The 16978-nt window shown below is 73.5% G+C and carries 17 protein-coding genes; 10 read left to right on the top strand and 7 right to left on the bottom strand.

The window, feature by feature from the left end; all coding sequences use genetic code 11:
- Positions 1-83 precede the first annotated feature (83 nt).
- Complete coding sequence (locus tag FHX81_RS26785) at positions 84-680, top strand: RNA polymerase sigma factor (protein WP_141980810.1); 597 nt, start codon at positions 84-86, stop codon at positions 678-680.
- Positions 677-1549, top strand: coding sequence for a hypothetical protein (locus FHX81_RS26780; RefSeq protein WP_141980809.1), 873 nt, complete (start codon positions 677-679; stop codon positions 1547-1549). Before FHX81_RS26785 ends, FHX81_RS26780 begins: the two co-directional genes overlap by 4 nt.
- 21 nt (positions 1550-1570) lie before the next feature.
- Here the strand turns inward: FHX81_RS26780 and FHX81_RS26775 are convergent, their stop codons facing one another.
- Entirely contained in the window at positions 1571-2017 is a 447-nt protein-coding gene (locus tag FHX81_RS26775) for an Lrp/AsnC family transcriptional regulator (protein ID WP_141980808.1), read from the bottom strand.
- A gap of 93 nt (positions 2018-2110) precedes the next feature.
- Between FHX81_RS26775 and FHX81_RS26770 the strand changes: the two genes are divergently transcribed.
- From FHX81_RS26770 to FHX81_RS26760, 3 genes are all read left to right on the top strand, one after another.
- Complete coding sequence (locus FHX81_RS26770; RefSeq protein ID WP_141980807.1) at positions 2111-2944, top strand: LLM class flavin-dependent oxidoreductase; 834 nt, start codon at positions 2111-2113, stop codon at positions 2942-2944.
- Positions 2941-3351 carry a nucleoside deaminase gene (locus FHX81_RS26765; RefSeq protein WP_246107986.1) on the top strand — a complete coding sequence of 137 codons (411 nt, stop codon included), beginning with the start codon at positions 2941-2943 and terminating at the stop codon, positions 3349-3351. Before FHX81_RS26770 ends, FHX81_RS26765 begins: the two co-directional genes overlap by 4 nt.
- A gap of 231 nt (positions 3352-3582) precedes the next feature.
- Positions 3583-4254, top strand: a complete 672-nt coding sequence (locus tag FHX81_RS26760; protein ID WP_141980805.1) for a lytic polysaccharide monooxygenase auxiliary activity family 9 protein — start codon at positions 3583-3585, stop codon at positions 4252-4254.
- 84 nt (positions 4255-4338) lie between these two features.
- On the opposite strand, the gene manA is transcribed toward FHX81_RS26760, so the two are convergent.
- From manA to FHX81_RS26730, 6 genes are all read right to left on the bottom strand, one after another.
- Positions 4339-5439 carry a mannose-6-phosphate isomerase, class I gene (gene manA, locus FHX81_RS26755; RefSeq protein ID WP_141980804.1) on the bottom strand — a complete coding sequence of 367 codons (1101 nt, stop codon included), beginning with the start codon at positions 5437-5439 and terminating at the stop codon, positions 4339-4341.
- Between the two features lie 8 nt (positions 5440-5447).
- Positions 5448-6404: an ROK family protein gene (locus FHX81_RS26750; RefSeq protein ID WP_141980803.1), complete on the bottom strand. Its 957-nt coding sequence runs from the start codon at positions 6402-6404 to the stop codon at positions 5448-5450.
- An 88-nt stretch (positions 6405-6492) separates the two neighbouring features.
- On the bottom strand, positions 6493-6933 hold the full coding sequence (locus FHX81_RS26745) for an NUDIX hydrolase (RefSeq protein ID WP_141980802.1): 441 nt from the start codon (positions 6931-6933) through the stop codon (positions 6493-6495).
- A gap of 13 nt (positions 6934-6946) precedes the next feature.
- Positions 6947-7927, bottom strand: coding sequence for an L-glyceraldehyde 3-phosphate reductase (gene mgrA, locus FHX81_RS26740; protein WP_141980801.1), 981 nt, complete (start codon positions 7925-7927; stop codon positions 6947-6949).
- A gap of 10 nt (positions 7928-7937) precedes the next feature.
- The gene (locus FHX81_RS26735; protein WP_141980800.1) at positions 7938-8771 is read right to left on the bottom strand and encodes a LacI family DNA-binding transcriptional regulator; all 834 of its coding nucleotides are present in this window, start codon (positions 8769-8771) and stop codon (positions 7938-7940) included.
- The gene (locus tag FHX81_RS26730; RefSeq protein WP_141980799.1) at positions 8768-11212 is read right to left on the bottom strand and encodes a glycoside hydrolase family 2 protein; all 2445 of its coding nucleotides are present in this window, start codon (positions 11210-11212) and stop codon (positions 8768-8770) included. Before FHX81_RS26730 ends, FHX81_RS26735 begins: the two co-directional genes overlap by 4 nt.
- A 121-nt stretch (positions 11213-11333) precedes the next feature.
- Between FHX81_RS26730 and FHX81_RS26725 the strand changes: the two genes are divergently transcribed.
- From FHX81_RS26725 to FHX81_RS26705, 5 genes are all read left to right on the top strand, one after another.
- Positions 11334-13451, top strand: a complete 2118-nt coding sequence (locus FHX81_RS26725; protein WP_141980798.1) for an alpha-galactosidase — start codon at positions 11334-11336, stop codon at positions 13449-13451.
- Between the two features lie 148 nt (positions 13452-13599).
- Positions 13600-14352, top strand: a complete 753-nt coding sequence (locus FHX81_RS26720; protein WP_170232184.1) for an ESX secretion-associated protein EspG — start codon at positions 13600-13602, stop codon at positions 14350-14352.
- A gap of 97 nt (positions 14353-14449) precedes the next feature.
- Positions 14450-14851, top strand: coding sequence for a hypothetical protein (locus tag FHX81_RS26715; RefSeq protein ID WP_141980796.1), 402 nt, complete (start codon positions 14450-14452; stop codon positions 14849-14851).
- A 16-nt stretch (positions 14852-14867) separates the two neighbouring features.
- Entirely contained in the window at positions 14868-15401 is a 534-nt protein-coding gene (locus FHX81_RS26710; RefSeq protein ID WP_170232183.1) for a DUF3558 family protein, read from the top strand.
- A gap of 20 nt (positions 15402-15421) precedes the next feature.
- Positions 15422-16876 (top strand): PPE domain-containing protein, encoded by a 1455-nt coding sequence (locus tag FHX81_RS26705; RefSeq protein WP_141980794.1) that lies wholly within the window; start codon positions 15422-15424, stop codon positions 16874-16876.
- The last annotated feature ends 102 nt before the right edge of the window (positions 16877-16978 follow it).

The raw sequence follows: 16978 nt of genomic DNA, 5'->3' as shown, positions 1-16978 counted from the left end.
AACGACGAGGCCGACCTCGCCGGCGGCGGCCCTTTGGCGTACCGGGAGGCAACACTTCCACGCCCGGTGGGCACGAGTGGTGCATGACGACCGATGACCCCGACGACCGCACCCTGTGGTCACAGGCCGCGGCGGGGAGCGGACCGGCTTTCGGCGTGCTGTTCGACCGGCACGCCAAGGCGGTCTACAACCACTGCTTCCGGCTGACCGCGTCGTGGGCGGCCGCCGAGGACCACCTGCAGAACACGTTCCTGGTGGCCTGGCGCAAGCGGGACCGGCTGCGGCTGGAGCACGACTCCGCCCTGCCGTGGCTGCTGGCCGTGGCCACGAACGTGGTGCGCAGCGACCGGCGCACGGTGGCGCGCCGGCTGCGCCTGTTCCGCAAGGCGCCGGTGGAGGCCCCGGTCCCCGACCACGCCGACCAGGTGGCCGAGCGGGTCGACGACCAGCGGCGGATGGCCCGACTCCTGGCCGCCGTGGCGGAACTGCCGCGCAACGAACGGGAAGCGCTCGCGCTGTGCGTGTGGTCCGGCGTGTCGTACGCCGACGCCGCCGGCGTGCTCGGCATCGCCGAGGTGAGCGTCCGGGCCCGGGTCAGCAAGGCGAAGGCCCGGCTGACCCGCAGGCTGGGCGCGGCACCGGTCGTCGCAGCTCCCGCGCTCACCCTGGAGGACCGATGAACCACGCACCGCCCCCGACCCGGGACGTTCCGCCGCGCAGCCGGGCCCGGATCCGCGCGCGGCTGGAGGACGAGGTCACCGGCGGTCGCCGTGCCGTCCGGTTCGCGCCCCTGATCACCGCCGGTGTCGCGGTGGCGGCCGTCGTCGCGCTGGTCGCGGTCGTCACACCGCGGCAGCAGGGCGGTGACGACGTGGCGGTTGGCCCGACCGTCGTGCCGACCACGACGTCCTCCGCTCCGGCCGCCACGCCGGTGGTGGCCGGGCTCGCGCCGGAGCGGATCGCCGAGATCGAGCAGGGCTGCGCGGACAGCGCGGGCGTCAGGAGCGAGCCCGTGCTGCACCAGTACCTGACCGACGAGATCGGCACGTTCGCGCTGCTCTACTCCGAGCACGACGTGCTGAGCTGCACGGTCGACGGCCCCACCATGCCTTACAACTCGGCGATGGCCAGTGGCCTCCGCACGGGGTGGCTGCCCGGCGAGTTCGCCGCGGACGAGATGAGCTCGGCCTCCGGCGGTGACGGCGGCAAGCCCGAGTACGCGGGCCGGCCCGGGTACGACCAGGCGGTCGGCCGCGTGACGTCGAAGGTGGCCAGGGTGACCTTCGGGCGCAACGGGCAGGAGGTCGACGCGACGATCGCCAACGGCACGTTCGTGGCCCGGATCGCGCACCCGTCGGACTGGCGGGTCCCGGCCGGGTGGGAGCAGTACGGCTACGTGCGGGCGTTCGACGCGCAGGGCGCACTGCTCGGCGAGTGGGGTGCCGGGTGGGACCGGACCAAGTGCTGGGTGGACCCGGACGGGCGGATCGTCGTCGGCGCCCGCGACCGCGACCCGGCGACGTGCGCGCCGGCCGTGGCCTGGGAGTAGTCGCCGGCGGGGTGTGTCGCGCTACGCCTGCGACACACCCCGGTACGGCAGGGTCTGGCTGTAGACGATGTTCGTGGTGGTGCTGCCGAAGCCGGTGAGGTCGTTGACGACCTGCTCCAGGTGCGGCATGGACGTGGCGGCGACCTTGAGCGTGTAGCAGTCGTCGCCGGTGGTGCGCAGGCACTCCAGGATCTCGGGGCGGTCGGCCAGCAGGGCGTGCAGCGGCTCGTGCCGGTTGCCCGGGTACTTCAGGCGGACGACCGCGAGCACCGCGTAGCCGACCTTGCCCAGGTCCACCTCGGCCCGGTAGCCGGTGATCACGCCGGCGGACTCCAGCCGGCGGACGCGTTCGGTGGTGGCCGAGGCGCTGAGGTTCACCCGGCGGCCCAGCTCGCTGAGCGCGATCCGGCCGTCCCGTTGCAGCTCGGCGAGGATGGCCCAGTCGGTCGGGTCGAGGTTCCCGGTCATCCCGGCAACTTACCGTGGATTTCGCGGTGAATCGGCGTCGAGACAGGACGACGTCTCTTCAGGATCGGTGCCGCGCCGCCTAGCGTTGAGGCCGTGCAGATCGGTGTGAACGTCCCGAACTTCGGTCCGGGCACCTCTCCGGACGTGCTGCGGGACTGGGCGCGGACGGTCGAGGGCCTGGGCTTCGACCTGTTGATGGTGTCCGACCACGTGGCCGTGACGCCGGACGTGGCCGAGCAGTACCCGGCCCCGTTCTACGAGCCGTTCACCGCGCTGGCGTGGCTGGCGGGGGTGACGTCGCGGATCCGGCTCGGCACCACCGTGGTGGTGCTGCCGTACCGGCACCCGTTGCTCGTGGCGCGGATGGCGGCGAACGTCGCCGACCTGTCCGGCGGGCGGTTCGTGCTCGGCGTCGGGGTGGGGTGGGCGCGGCAGGAGTACGCGGCGCTGGGCGTGCCGTTCGGCGAACGCGGCCGGTTGACCGACGAGGGGCTGCGGGTCGTGCGGGCGGCGTGGCGCGCGGAGTCGGACTACCGGGCCGGGCGGATCCCGATCTGGGTCGGCGGGCACTCCGACGCGGCGTTGCGGCGGGCCGTGCGGCTCGGGGACGCGTGGCACAGCCTGCGGCTCACGCCCGAGGGGTTCCGCGAAGCGTTGGGGCGCTTGGAGGTCATCGCGGAGGGGGAGGGGAAACCGTTGCCCGCGTTGACCCCTCGCATCCTCCTGCACATCACGTCCGAGGAGCTGGGGCCGGGACGGCGGTTGGGCGAGGGGACGGTGGCGCAGGTCGTGGGTGACCTGGCGGAGCTGCGGTCGCTGGGCGCCGAGGCCGTGGTGCTGGACCCGTTCGTCGGCGATCCACAGGAGACCGTCCACCCCGAGGTCGCATGGCAGGCGTTGGCCACCGTGCGGAAGGAGTTCCGATGAGCTTGCACAGGGCGATCGAGCTGGCGGCGGAGGCGCGTGCGGCGGGCAACCCGCCGTTCGGGTCGCTGTTGGTGGGGCCGGACGGCGCGGTGCTGGCGGAGGAGCGCAACACCAGCGTGACGGACGACGACATCACCGCGCACCCGGAGCTGAAGCTGGCGCGGTGGGCGGCGCGGTCGCTCGCGCCGGAGGTGGCGGCCGGGACGACGATGTACACGAGCTGCCAGCCGTGCGGGATGTGCACGGGTGCGATCGAGCGGTCCGGGTTGGGCCGGGTGGTGTTCGCGCTGTCGACCGAGCAGCTCAACGCGTTGAAGCCGGGTGGGGGTTTCCCGGCCGTGCCGCAGGAGGGGCCGGCGTTGCTGGAGGAGGCGAGCGCGCCGGTGGCGGGGTACTACCGGCCCTGAGCGTTGAACTCGGGGGTCCTGAACGCAGGACTCTCGGGGCCTGGGCGTTCGACACGCGCGACCTGGGCGTTCGACACGCGGGACCCGGGCGTTCGACACGCGGGGGGCCCGGGGTGGGTGCGAGGGGCCGGGGGTGCGGGCGCGCCGTGGGGTTCACAGATTGTGCGCGGTTCGCTACCTTGGGATCTGGGAGCGCTCCCAGCCCTGTACCTCAACGTGGAGGACACACACATGAGTTCCCGACGCGGTCTCCGCTCGGTCATCGGCGTCTTCACCTCCGTCCTGGCGGTCCTGGCCGCCGGTCTCGTGGCCCTGCTCGGCACCTCCGGCGTGGCGAGCGCGCACGGTTCGGTCACCGACCCGCCTTCGCGCAACTACGGCTGCTGGCAGCGCTGGGGCAGCGACCACCTGAACCCGAACATGGGCCAGACGGACCCGATGTGCGCCCAGGCCTGGAAGGCCGACCCGAACGCGATGTGGAACTGGAACGGCCTGTACCGCAACAACGTCGGCGGCAACCACCAGGGCGCCCTGCCGAACGGCCAGCTGTGCAGCGGTGGCCTGGCCGAGAGCGGTCGGTACCGGGCGCTGGACACGGTCGGCGCGTGGAACACCACCACCAAGCCGCGCCAGTTCACCCTGACCATCACGGACCAGGCCAAGCACGGCGCGGACTACCTCCGCGTCTACATCACCCGCCAGGGCGTCAACACGGCGACCACGCCGCTGCGCTGGAGCGACCTGGAGCTGGTCACCTCGACCGGCCGCTACGGCACCACGGGCCTCTACCAGGCGCAGGTGAACGCGGGCAGCCGCACCGGCCGCCACGTGGTCTTCACGATCTGGCAGGCCAGCCACATGGACCAGGCGTACTACCTGTGCAGTGACGTCACCTTCCAGTAAGGGCCCGACGGCGGTCACCCCGTGACGCCATAGGCCGGAACGAGCACACGGGCGGCGGCCTCCGCGCCCGTGTGCTCGTCCGTGTCACGCCAGGTTCGTGGTGGCCCAGAACGCTTCGCCGGCACCGGTGACGTCGGCGGCGGTCGCGCTGTGCGGCAGGAACGCCGACTCACCGCCGCGCAGCGCGACCTCCTCGCCGTCACGGCCCACCACGACGGAACCGCTGGTGCACAACAGGAGTTGCGGACCACCACCGGGCAGCACGGCACCCGGCCGCACGGCGTGCAGGCGGAACTCCGGCTCCGGCGTCCGGTAAGTCCTCAGTGGACCGTCACCGTCGCCGTCCAGCACGACCGCGGGCCCGGGGTCGCGCTCCACCAACGACAGCACCGCGTCCACGTCCACCGGCTTGGTGGTCAAGCCCGCGCGGAGCACGTTGTCGGAGTTCGCCATCAGCTCGACGCCCGTGCCGCGCAGGTGCGCGTGCAGGACACCCGCGCCGACGTACACGGCCTGCCCCGGCCGCAGCCGCACGGCGTCGAGCAGCAACGCCGCCACCACGCCCGCGTCCGTCGGGTAGACCGCGGCCAGCTCCACGACGTGCGCGAGCGCGGGCACCCGTGACGCCGCGTCGACGACTTCGGCGACCAACGCCCCGTCGGCGTGGCGCAGAGCCCAGCTCAACGCGCTCCACGTGTCGCCGACCGAGAGCGCGGCCCGCACCTCCCCCAACGACGGCACGTCCAGCGCGTCCAGCAACGCCACGGTGTCCGCCGGCCGGCGGAAGCCGGACAGGGTCTCGAACCCGGTCAGCGCGACCAGGACCTCCGGCTTGGGCCGGTCGTCGCGGTAGCCGCGCTCGGCGAACCCGACCACGGCCTGCTCCCGGTTCGGGTGCACCTGCAGCGACAGCGGCGCGTCCACGGCCAGCACCTTGAGCAGGAACGGCAGCCGCGGGCCGAACGCGGCCAGGCTGTCCGGTCCGAGCAGCCCGGCCGGGTCGGCCGCCAGGTAGGCGTCCAGCGGCACGTCGCAGTCGGCCAGCCGGGACGGGTCGTCGGGGTGCGCGCCGACCCACAGCTCGGCCTGCGGCACGGCGCTCGGCGCCGGCTCGCCGCGCATCCGCGCCAACGCGGTCCGCGAACCCCAGTGGTACTCCCGGACGGTGGTGTCCAGCTTGCGCACGGCGATCCTCAGATTCCCACGGGCACGGACGGGACGCGGTCGTCCGCGAGCAGCGCCGCGGCCCCGATCAGTCCCGAGTCGACGCCCAACGTCGCCGGGCACACCTCGACCCGGCGCATGAACTCCAGCCCCGCGTAGTCCCCGAGCGGGCCGGTGACGGCGGGTTCGAGCAGGTCCCACGCCTGCGCCACGCCGCCGCCGATCACCACGCGGTCGATCTCGCACAACGCGGAGGCGACCGTGATGACCCGGGCGACCGCCGCGCCGGACCGCCGGAACGCCGCCCGCGCGGTCGGGTCGCCCGCCCGGGCCGAGGCGGCCAGCGCGACGCCGTCCGCCGTGCCGCCGAGCGGCTGCCAGCCCTGGGCCGACGCCCACCGCACCATCGACGGGCCGCTGGCGATGGCCTCGGAGCAGCCGTTCGCGCCGCAGCCGCACAGCGGGCCGGCCGGGTCGACCACGAAGTGCCCGACGTGGCCCGCGTTGCCGGTGGTGCCGAAGTGCGGCCGGCCGGCGAAGACGAACCCGCCGCCGATGCCGGTCGACACGACCATGCCGAGCAGGCACTCGCTGCCCCGGCCGTTGCCGTGGTGGTACTCGGCCAGCGCCATGCACAGCGCGTCGCCGCCGAGCCGGACCGGCAGGCCGGGCAGCAGCTCGCCGACCCGCGCGGTGATCGGGAAGTCGCGCCAGCCGGGGATGTTGACCGGGCTGATGGTGCCGGTGCGCAGGTCCATCGGTGCGGCGGAGGCGATGCCCGCGCCCAGCACGGTCCGGCCCGCGGCGGCGGTCAGCAGGTCGTCGAGGACGCCCGCGAGGCCCGCCCAGACGGTGTCCGCGTCACCGGCGGGCGTCGGCGTGGTGCGGCGGGCCAGGACGGTGCCGTCGGACCCGACCAGCGCCGCGGCGAGCTTGGTGCCGCCGATGTCGATGGCGACCGCGACCGGGTCGAGCGCTTGCCCCATGGGGCTTAGTTAAGCGGTTAAGCAAAGTTTCGTCAAGAGGCGTTGACACGCCGAACCAGCCGGGATGAACCGGTTCACCGCCACCGGGTCAGTCAGTCCAGCCGTAGACCCCGAACGGGACGCCCTCGGCGTAGCCGGCGAGACCGGCGGCCGGGTAGTCGATGAGGTCGTCCGGCAGCGCGTCGAGGTCGAACCAGCCGAGCCCGGAGCACTTGTCCGGCTCGCGGTTCACCGGCTCCCCCGTCCAGGCCCGCGCCTCGAAGAACAGGCCGAGGCGCGGCTCCAGGCCGGTGCGCCGGGCGTGCACCGTGTGCACGAGGCGCAGGTCGGCGGGGTCCAGGACCACGCCGACCTCCTCCTCGGCCTCGCGGACGGCCGCGGCCAGGACCGACTCGCCGGCGTCCAGCTTCCCCGACGGCAGGTGCCAGCGGCCGTCGAAGAGCGGGTTCGCGTCCCGCCGCCGCGACAGCAGCACGCGGCCGTCGCGGACCAGCAGGACGTGGACGTCGATCAGGTGGCGGTCCGGCATCGGGGGCCCGCCGTCACAGGTGGCGTTCGATCTCGGCCAGCTCGTCGTCGTCGAACGCCAGGTTCGCCGTCGCGGCCACGTTGTCCTCCAGCTGCTTCACGCTCGACGCCCCGATCAGCGCGGACGTGACGTTGCGCAGCACCCACGCGATGGCCAGCTGCGCCAGCGTCTGCCCGCGCCGCTTCGCGAGGTCGTTCAACGCCCGCACCTTGGCCAGCGTCGCCTCGTCCAGGTTGGACGCCGACAGGAACGGCGACGCGCCCGCCGCCCGCGACCCCTCCGGCACGCCGTCGAGGTACCGGTCGGTCAGCACGCCCTGCGCCAGCGGCGAGAACGCGATGCTGCCCGCGCCGACCTCGGCCAGCACGTCCAGCAGGCCGTCCTCGACCCACCGGTTGAGCATCGAGTACGACGGCTGGTGGATCAGCAGCGGCGTGCCCAGCGAGTCCAGCACCCGGGCGGCTTCGGCGGTCTGCTCGGCCGAGTAGTTCGAGATGCCGACGTACAGCGCCTTGCCGGAGCGGACCACGTGGTCCAGCGCGCCCATCGTCTCCTCGATGGGCGTGTCCGGGTCGGGCCGGTGGTGGTAGTAGATGTCCACGTGGTCCAGGCCCAGCCGCTCCAGCGACCGGTCCAGCGAGCCGACCAGGTACTTGCGCGAGCCCCACTCGCCGTACGGGCCGTCGAACATGTGGTAGCCGGCCTTGGTCGACACCAGGATCTCGTCCCGGTACGGCCGGAAGTCCCGGGCGAACAGCCGGCCGAAGTTCTCCTCGGCGCTGCCGGGCGGCGGCCCGTAGTTGTTGGCCAGGTCGAAGTGCGTGACGCCCAGGTCGAACGCCCGGCGCAGGATGGCACCCTGGCCGTCCAGGTGCTTGTCGTGGCCGAAGTTGTGCCACAGGCCCAACGACACGGCGGGCAGCTTGAGCCCGCTGCGGCCGGATCGGCGGTAGGGCATGGCGTCGTACCGCGACTCGGCGGCGTGGTGGGTCATGGGAATCCTCTTATCGGGTGCTCTCCCGCGCGATGAGCGTGGGCTTGGGCGACCAGCGCTCGGCGACCTCGGCGCCTTCGATCAGCTCCAGCACCGACTCGGCGACGGTGACGCCGAACTGGTGCACGTCCACGCTCATCGTGGTCAACGCGGGTGACGCGAGCCGGCACAGCGACGAGTCGTCCCACGCGACCAGGCTGAGCCGGTCGGGCACGGCGACGCCGAGCTCCTTGGCGACGCTGAGGCCCGCGACGGCCATCACGTCGTTGTCGTAGAGGATCGCGGTGGGCGGCTCGGGCGCGGCGAGCAGCGCGGTGGTGAGCTTCGCCCCCGACTCCTCGGAGTAGTCGCCCTCCACCACGACGGGCTCGACGCCCGCCTCGGCGCAGCCTTCGAGCAGGGCCGCCGTGCGCGCCCTGGTGTGCAGCAGGGTGTCCGGGCCGCTGACCCGGGCGATGCGGCGGTGGCCCAGGTCGAGCAGGTACGCCAGCGCCTCGCGCACCGGGCCCGCGTCGTCGGTGCGCACCGCGGGCACGGCCAGCTCGTCCGGCTCGCCCACGTACAGCGCGGGCAGGCCCATCTCGCGCAGCACGGCCGGCCGGTGGTCGTCCACGGTGCGGTTGACCACCACGACCGCGTCGACCACACCGCCCGCCGCCCACCTGCGGTAGGCGGCGATCTCGGCGTCCTCGGTGCCCACGATGTGCAGCAGCACGGACCGGTCGTCCTCGGCCAACCGTTCCTCGATGCCCGCGATGAACTCCATGAAGAACGGCTCCGCGCCCAGCAGCCGCGCGGGGCGGGCCAGGACGAGGCCGACGGAACCGGGCGAGCCGGTGGTCATGCCCGCACCGCGCACAGGGCGTTGGCCGAGCGCAGCACCAGCGGACCGGTCAGGGCCGACGGGTCGGCCGGCTCGGTCGCGGTCCGGACCAGGAACGAGTGCTTCCCACCGGCGGGGAGCGTGACCAGCGCGTCGTCCACGACGGCGTCCTCGGCGACCCGGTCGGCCAGCACGGCGACGTCACGGGCGAAGGAGGTCGCGGTGACGTCCACCCGGTAGCCGCCGGCCACCCGCGTCACCTCGGCGGTGAGCGGGGCCGGGTCGTAGGCCAGCTCCAGGTCCTCGCGGAACAGGTGCGCGGTGCGCGCGTCGGCCGTGCTCACCACCAGCACCTCCCCCTTCGGGTCGCCCGGCGTGACGAGTTCGGCCGCCAGGTCGAGCCGCGCCACCGACCTGGCAGGCACGTCGAGCGGGAGTTTAACCGCCGCGAGCACGTCGCCCGCGAACGTCTGGCGCTCCAGCACGACGTCGCTGGTCCACACCTCGTCGGTGTCGTTGACGGCGATCAGGGCGTCCTCGCCGTCGCGCGGCTGCACGGTGAGCAGGCGCGGCGCGAAGGCGTGCTTGAGCGCGTAGTACAGCGGCTTGGGCCGCTCGTCGCCGTCGATCGCGGCCCACGACGTGACCGGCCAGCAGTCGTTGAGCTGCCACACCAGCGCGCCCGCCGTGCGGGGCCAGTGCGAGCGGAAGTGCTCGACGCCGAACGCGACCGCGCGGGCCTGGTTGAGCTGGGTGGCCCAGTGCCAGTCCTCGAACGCCGCCGGCGCGGGCAGGTGCGGCGCGAGGCCGCGGTCGAGCTTGCCGTTGCCGTCCTCGGCCTTCTGGTGCAGCAGGAACGCGGGCGAGGTCGGCGTCATCGGCTCGTCGTGCACCCACTTGGTGAGCGTGGCCCAGGTCGGCGGGCCCTGGAAGCCGAACTCCGAGCAGAACCGGGGCGTGGAGTCGCGGTAGTGGGTGTAGTCGATCCGGTTCCAGACCTCCCACTCGTGGCGCGTGCCGTGGGTGTCCTCGTTCGGGTGCAGGTCGCCGGGGCTGTACGGGCTGCCGGGCGAGTAGTGCCGGGTCGGGTCGAGCTCGGCGACGATCGCGGGCAGCAGCTCGGTGTAGTAGCGCAGGCCCCAGGACCGGCCCTGGAGCTGCTCGGCCCAGCCCCAGTCGGCGAAGCCCCACAGGTTCTCGTTGTTGCCGTTCCACAGCGCCAGGGAGGCGTGCGAGGTCAGCCGGGCGACGTTCTCGCGCGCCTCGGCCTCGACCTCCTCCCACAGCGGCGACTCCTCGGCGTACGCGGCGCAGGCGAACAGGAAGTCCTGCCAGACCAGCACGCCGCGCTCGTCGCAGACGTCGTAGAAGTCCTCGGTCTCGTAGATGCCACCGCCCCAGATGCGGAGCATGTTCATGTTGGCCTCGACGGCCTGGTCGACCCGGCGGACGAGGCGCTCGCGCGTGACGCGGGTGAGGAAGTGGTCGTCCGGGATCCAGTTGGCGCCCTTGGCGAACAGCGGCTTGCCGTTGACCACGAACGTGAACGGCGTGCCGACCTCGTCGGGCGTCGTGTCGACGGTGATCGTGCGGAAACCGATGCGACGATCGACGCGGTCCACGTCCCGCTCCCCGGACCGGAGCACGACGGCCAGGTCGTAGAGGGGGTGGTCGCCGTAGCCCACGGGCCACCACAGGTCCACGTCCGGCACCTCGACGGTCACCACGGCGGAGTCGCCCTCGACCCGGACCCGCTGCGCCACGCCGGCCACGGTCGCCACGACGGCCAGGTCGGCGTCCCGGGCGCGGTCGACCTCCACGTGCACCTCGACCCGGCCGGTGCCGTTCCCGTCCACCGTGACCAGGGGGCGGACCCCCGCCAGGCGCGCCTCGGTCCAGCGCTCCAGCCGCACCGGCTTCCAGATGCCGGCGGTCTGGAGGTCGGGGCCCCAGTCCCAGCCGAACGAGCAGGCCATCTTGCGCACCGCGTTCATCGGGTGCGGGTAGGCGCGGTCGCGCCACCCGAGCGCTTCCTCCTGCTGCTCGGCGTAGGCCAGCGCGGAGTGGAAGGTGACGACGAGGTCGTTCGGGCCGTCCTTCAGGTGCTCGCGCACGTCGAAGCGGTACGAGCGGAACATGTTCGCCGTGCGGCCGAGGACGTGGCCGTTGAGCTCGACCACGGCGACGGTGTCGAGGCCGTCGAACGCGAGCTCGACCTTCTCGCCCGCCTTCGCCGCCTCCGCCTCGAAGGTCAGCGCGTAGCGCCAGTCGGCGCGGTGCATCCAGGCCAGCTCGGCCTCGTTGGTGTCCAGGTACGGCTCACCGATCAAGCCCGCCGCGAGGAGGTCGAGGTGCGTGCTGCCGGGCACGGCCGCGGGCACCGAGCGGTCGGCGACGACCGCCGGGATCGGCCCGCCCACCGCGCTCAGGCGCCACCCGTCGTGCAAGGTCGTGCGAATCATCGTTCCTCTTTTCCCGGCGGCGGCGGTGGGTTTCTGCCGTGTGACATCCAAGGTATGGCGATTCTTACGCCAGCAACTAAAGTAAGTCAACGAGGATCACCACCAGAGAGGAAGACCACAAGTGGCAGACGTGACGCACCTGCGGGCGGCGGGTGTGAGCCTGGTGCTCGACTTCTCCGGGGGCACCCTGCCGAGGGTGCGCCACTGGGGCGCCGACCTCGGCGAACTCGGCCCGGCAGAGCTGGACGCGGTGCTGCTGGCGCAAGCACCTCACCCGATCGGGTTCTCGGTGGACGGTCCGGTGGACGTGGCCGTGCTGCCCGAGCAGTGCGCGGGCTGGCTGGGCACCCCGGGCATCGTCGGCAACCGGGCCGGGCGCGACTTCTCGACCGCGTTCCGCGTGGTGTCGGTGGACGGTCCGGTCGTCCGCGCGGTGGACGAGGTCGCCGGGCTCGGGCTGGACCTGGTCGTCGAGCTGACGCCGTCCGGGCTCGTGCGGCAGCGGGCCACCCTGACCAACACCGGGTCGACGGACTTCTCCGTGGACGCGGTCACCCTGACCCTGCCGGTGCCGCCGCAGGCCGTCGAGATCCTCGACTTCACCGGGCGGTGGGCGCGCGAGCGCAGCCCCCAGCGCACGCAGTGGACGCACGGCCTGCGGGTGCGCGAGAACCGGACCGGCCGGACCGGGTACGACTCGGCGTACCTGTTCGCCGCGGGCACGGCCGGGTTCGGCAACCGGTCGGGCGAGATCTGGGCCGTGCACACGGCCTGGTCGGGCAACCACCGCACGTTCGCCGAGAAGACCTACCACCCGGTGTCGCTGCTGGGCTCCGGCGAGCTGCTGCTGTCCGGCGAGGTCGTGCTCGGGCCGGGCGGGTCGTACACCTCGCCGTGGCAGTACGCCTCGTACGGGCACGGGTTGGACGAGGTGTCCGCGCGGTTCCACCGGCACCTGCGCGCCCGCCCGCACCACCCGACGTCACCGCGGCCGGTCGTGGTGAACACGTGGGAGGCCGTGTACTTCGACCACGACCTGGACCGGCTCAAGGCGCTGGCGGACGCCGCCGCGGCGGTCGGCGCGGAGCGGTTCGTGCTGGACGACGGCTGGTTCGGGTCGCGGCGCGACGACAAGCGCGGCCTGGGCGACTGGTACGTGTCCGACGAGGCGTGGCCGGACGGGCTGGGCCCGCTGACCGACCACGTGACCGGACTCGGCCTCCAGTTCGGCATCTGGGTCGAGCCGGAGATGGTCAACCCGGACTCGGAGCTGGCGCGGGCGCACCCGGACTGGCTGATGGCGGCGGGCGACCGGCTGCCGCGGCCGGCGCGGTCCCAGCAGGTGCTCGACCTGGCGCGACCCGAGGCGTTCGCTTACATCCTGGAACGGCTCGACGCGCTGCTGACCGAGTACCCGGTGTCCTACCTGAAGTGGGACCACAACCGCGACCTGGTGGACGCCGGGCACCGGCCGACGGGACGCGCGGGCGTGCACGGCCAGACGCTGGCCGTCTACCGGCTGCTGGACGAGCTGCGGCGGCGCCACCCCGGCGTGGAGATCGAGTCGTGCTCGTCCGGTGGCGCGCGGGTGGACCTGGAGGTCCTGGAGCGCACCGACCGGGTGTGGGTGTCGGACTGCATCGACGCGCTGGAGCGGCAGTCGACGCAGCGGTGGACGAACGCGCTGATCCCGCTGGAGCTGATGGGCACGCACGTGGGCGCGGGCACGTCGCACACGACGCACCGGCAGCACCCGATCGACTTCCGGGCGGGGACGGCGCTGTTCGGGCACTTCGGCATCGAGTGGGACCTGACGGCGGCGTCCGAGGCCGACCTGGAGCGGCTGCGGTCGTGGGTGGCGCTCTACAAGGAGCTGCGACCGTTGCTGCACACCGGCGTGGCGGTCCACGGCGACCACCCGGACCCGGCGATCCAGGTGCACGGGGTGGTCGCGGAGGACGGGGCGGACGCCGTGTTCGCCATCGTCGCGGTGGCCACGTCCCAGCTCTACCCGCCGGGGCCGGTGCGACTGCCGGGCCTGCCCGACGAGCGGACCTACCACGTGCGCCCCCTCGCGCCCGGTGACGTGCCGGACGGCAACGCCGACAACTGGGGCGTGCGCCTGCCGTGGTGGCGGGACGGCGTGACGCTGCCGGGCCGGGTGCTGACCACGGCGGGTGTGCAGGCCCCCGTACTGCACCCGGAGCGATTGGTGCTGCTGCGCGCGACGGCCGTCTGACCGGATTCGACTCGCCATTCCACCCGAGTGCCGCACGCCCGAGGCGTGCGGCACTCGTTTGCCGAACCCGTTCGCCCGAATTCTGCGGTCCCCCGCCCGATCACCGCTGCCAGCATGGACCGGTGGGACAAAAGGGGGTATGCCGGTCGTGGGTGGGCACATCGTTTGTTCGATCGCGGAATTGGACGCGGTGGGCGACGCGCTGGAACTCGATTTGCGCCGATTTCCCTTCACCATGGGGCACGGCGGCGCGACCATCGAGGAACGCGTAGCGCTGGTCGAAGCGGTGCACCGGGACCTGGCGGCACGGGACCTGGTGCGCGGCGCCGAGTTCGCGCCCGCCCTGGTCGAGCGGCTCCGGCTGTTCGCCGAGGCGCCGCTGGGCATCGCGCTGGTCGGCACCGTCCGGGACGCCCCGCTGGTCGCGCGCGCGGCGTCCGACGGGCGGGACGGAGTCCTTGCGGTGCAACGAGGTGACGTCATCGCATTCCACCGGCACTCGTCGGACACCGTCGTGCGGGCCCTGGTCGACCTGTTGCCGGACCTGCGCCCCGGTCCCGGCTCGTCGGTCGTCGTGACCGCGCCACCGCCGCGCCGGCCCGACGAGGACTTCTCCCAGTTCCGGTTCACCTCGGGCGTGCGACCGGCGGCCACCGCCGGGTCCGCGGCGGCGGAGATGATGCGGCGACCCCGCACCGGCGCGGGCCACTTCAGCGCCACCACGCTCAACGGGCACCGGGAAGTAGAATCGGGTGCGTTCACCTACCTCGACACCGAGGCCGGCCGGTACGCCATTCTGCCGGGCGTCGATTCAGACGGTCGGCCGAATGCCACGTGCACTCCCGTTGACCACCGGTACCTGGAACGCCGGCTCCGGGCTCTCATTAACCTTACCGAGTGAATTCGACCGGGAAATCGCGCGGATTCGGCGCGGAAGCGGTACAGATCAACCCTGCCGGAGCACGCCACGTGGGGCATCACCAGGAGGAGTGATCACCATGGACGCGATCGTCGCCGGGATCAGCGGCATGGGCACCGCGGTCGCCGACTTCGGCGCCGCGGTCGGGGCCGGCTTCGTCGTCAGCGCGAAGGGCGGCGCGGCGCTCATCGAGGCGATCGACCGCATCCAGGCGCAGTCGGAGCGGGCCATCCAGACCGCCGACCGCCTCGCCCAGGAGCCACCGCTGGGCACGACACCGGCCGCGCGGGTCTACAAGCCGTTCCTGGCGACCATCGCCTCCGACCCCGACCAGGGGTTCGTGCCCGCGCTGCGCCGGTTCACCACCGACCTGGCACTGCTGCGCGACCAGGTCGTGCAGGCGATGGACCTCTACCGCACCACCGACCAGGGCGCCGAGCACGGCGTCACCGACGCCGGCGGACCGATCCTCTCCGCCTGACCGCGAGGAAGTGGCCGTGGACTCCCGGATAGCCGTGATCGGCCTGGCCGCGGCGGCGTTCTTCGCCGTCACGGCGTGCGCCACCATCGAGGGCAAGCCGTCGCCGAACGCGGGCGCGGGAACCCCACCGTCGACCTCGACGGGGACCACCCCGGCCGGCGCACCGGCCGCACTGGACGACGCGGACCCGTGCGGCCTGGTCACCGCCGAGGACGTCGAGCGGGCCCTGGGCGCGCTCGACGGGGAACCCCGGCGCAACGACCTGGGCACCGCCCGGAGCTGCGAGTACGAGGTGGACAAGCGGCTGCTGGTCGTCGACATCCGCACCAACGTGGGGCTGACCGGGGTGAACGCCACCGGTCCGGTGACCGACCTGACCATCGGCGGCCACCCGGTGAAGGCGTGGGTCAGCCAGGGCGGCACCTGCTTCGTCGTCCTCGGGGTGACCGAGTCGTCCCGGGTGGACATCACGGCGCAGCCCAAGACCGGCACGCAGGAGTGCGGACCGGCGCAGCGGCTCGCCGAACTGGTGGAGCCGAAGCTGCCGTGACCGTCCGGGGAGGGACAGCGATGAACGAGGGAGCACCCGGAAGACCGTCCGTCTACGACGAGTACGACCTCGCGCCCCACGCCAAGGTGGCCACCGGCAAGGAAGTGCGGGAGCAGGTCGAGCGGGAGTACGAGCGCTTCGGGCCGTTCGGCCCGTACGTGGCCCACCTGCTCGGCGGCGGGAAGGTGGACGACCTGCTCGACGCCCAGGCCGCCCAGCTCAAAGGACAGGTGATGACGCGCACCGCGCCGCCGGAGCCCGGTGTCGACTACCTCGGCATCTCCCACCGCGAGCTGCACGAGGGAGTGCACGTCGGCGGCGATCCCGGGCGCGTCGGCGAGCACGGCGACCTGTGGACCTCGCTGGGCAACGAGCTGGTCGAGTTCAACGACGCCATCGCGAAGGCGATCGCCGACAGCGAGCCGGACTGGACCGGCAAGGCCGGTGACCGGGCGCGGCGGGCGATGGCCGACCTGGCGCGCAAGGCCGGTGAGACGGCGGTCGCGGCGCAGATGGCGGGCACGCTGTTCGCGCAGCAGTCGAGGGCGCTGGCCACCGCCAGGGCGACCGTGCCGCCACCGCCCGACGAGCCGTTCGACGTGGCGGCGGCGAACCGGCGGCTGATGACCATCACCGACCCGGTCGCGCTGGCGACCCAGGCGGCGGCGGACCGCGCCGAGTTCGCCCGGCAGCAGGAGGAGCACCGGCAGGCGGCGCGGGCGGTGGAGGTGTACGACCGGACTGTGGCGCAAACGGCCGCCGCCCAGCCCGCGTTCGCGCCACCTCCGGCCGCCCCGCCGCGCGGTGAGCCGTCGCCGGGCCGGCCGCCCGCTGGGGTGCCGGGCACACGCGCGGCCGTGCCGCCGCCACCGGCGGTCGGTGACGCGACCGGTGTCGCCGCCACGGGATCGGACCCCGGTGCCGCGAGTCCCGCGGGTGGGACGACCAACCCCAGCGGCAACGGTTCGAGCCCGCTCACGCCGGGTGGCCGGGACGGTCTCCCGGGCGGTCCGGCGGGCGGGGCCGGCCCCGGAGGTCCGGCGGCGGTGGGCATGACGGGTGTTCCGGGGAGTCGACCGGGCACGGGACGCGGTGGGGCGGGCACGGGACGGGGCGGGCCGAGTGGCGGCGCAGGTGTCGGCGGGCGGGTGCCCGGCGGCGGGTTGCCGGGTGGGCCGGGAACGGGCGTGCGGGGGCCTGGTGGTGGCGGGTTGCCCGGAGGGCCCGGAACGGGCGTGCGCGGGCCCGGTGGCGCGGCCGGTGGCACGCACGGCGAAGCGGGCGGGCGAGGTGGTCGACCCGGAGGTGCGGGCTTGGTCGGCGGGCCGGCAGCCGGGCCGGCCGCCGGCCGCGGCGAGGAGGACTCCGAGCACCAGACGCCGTCCTACCTGCTCGAACCCGATCCCGAAGCCCTGTTCGGCAGCGGGGAGGCGACCGCACCGCCGGTGATCGGCGACTGGTCGGAGGCCGACTGACCCCCGTGCCGCCCCGACGGGGGAACAACGGTCTGGTAGCGCTCCCAGAACGTGCGCTACGGTCGGCGCACGGAAGTGTCGGTCCCGGTCGTGAGCGTCACC

The sequence above is a fragment of the Saccharothrix saharensis genome (genome assembly GCF_006716745.1).
In the GTDB taxonomy this organism is placed as follows: domain Bacteria; phylum Actinomycetota; class Actinomycetes; order Mycobacteriales; family Pseudonocardiaceae; genus Actinosynnema; species Actinosynnema saharense.
This window is presented reverse-complemented; position numbering and strand designations above follow the sequence as displayed.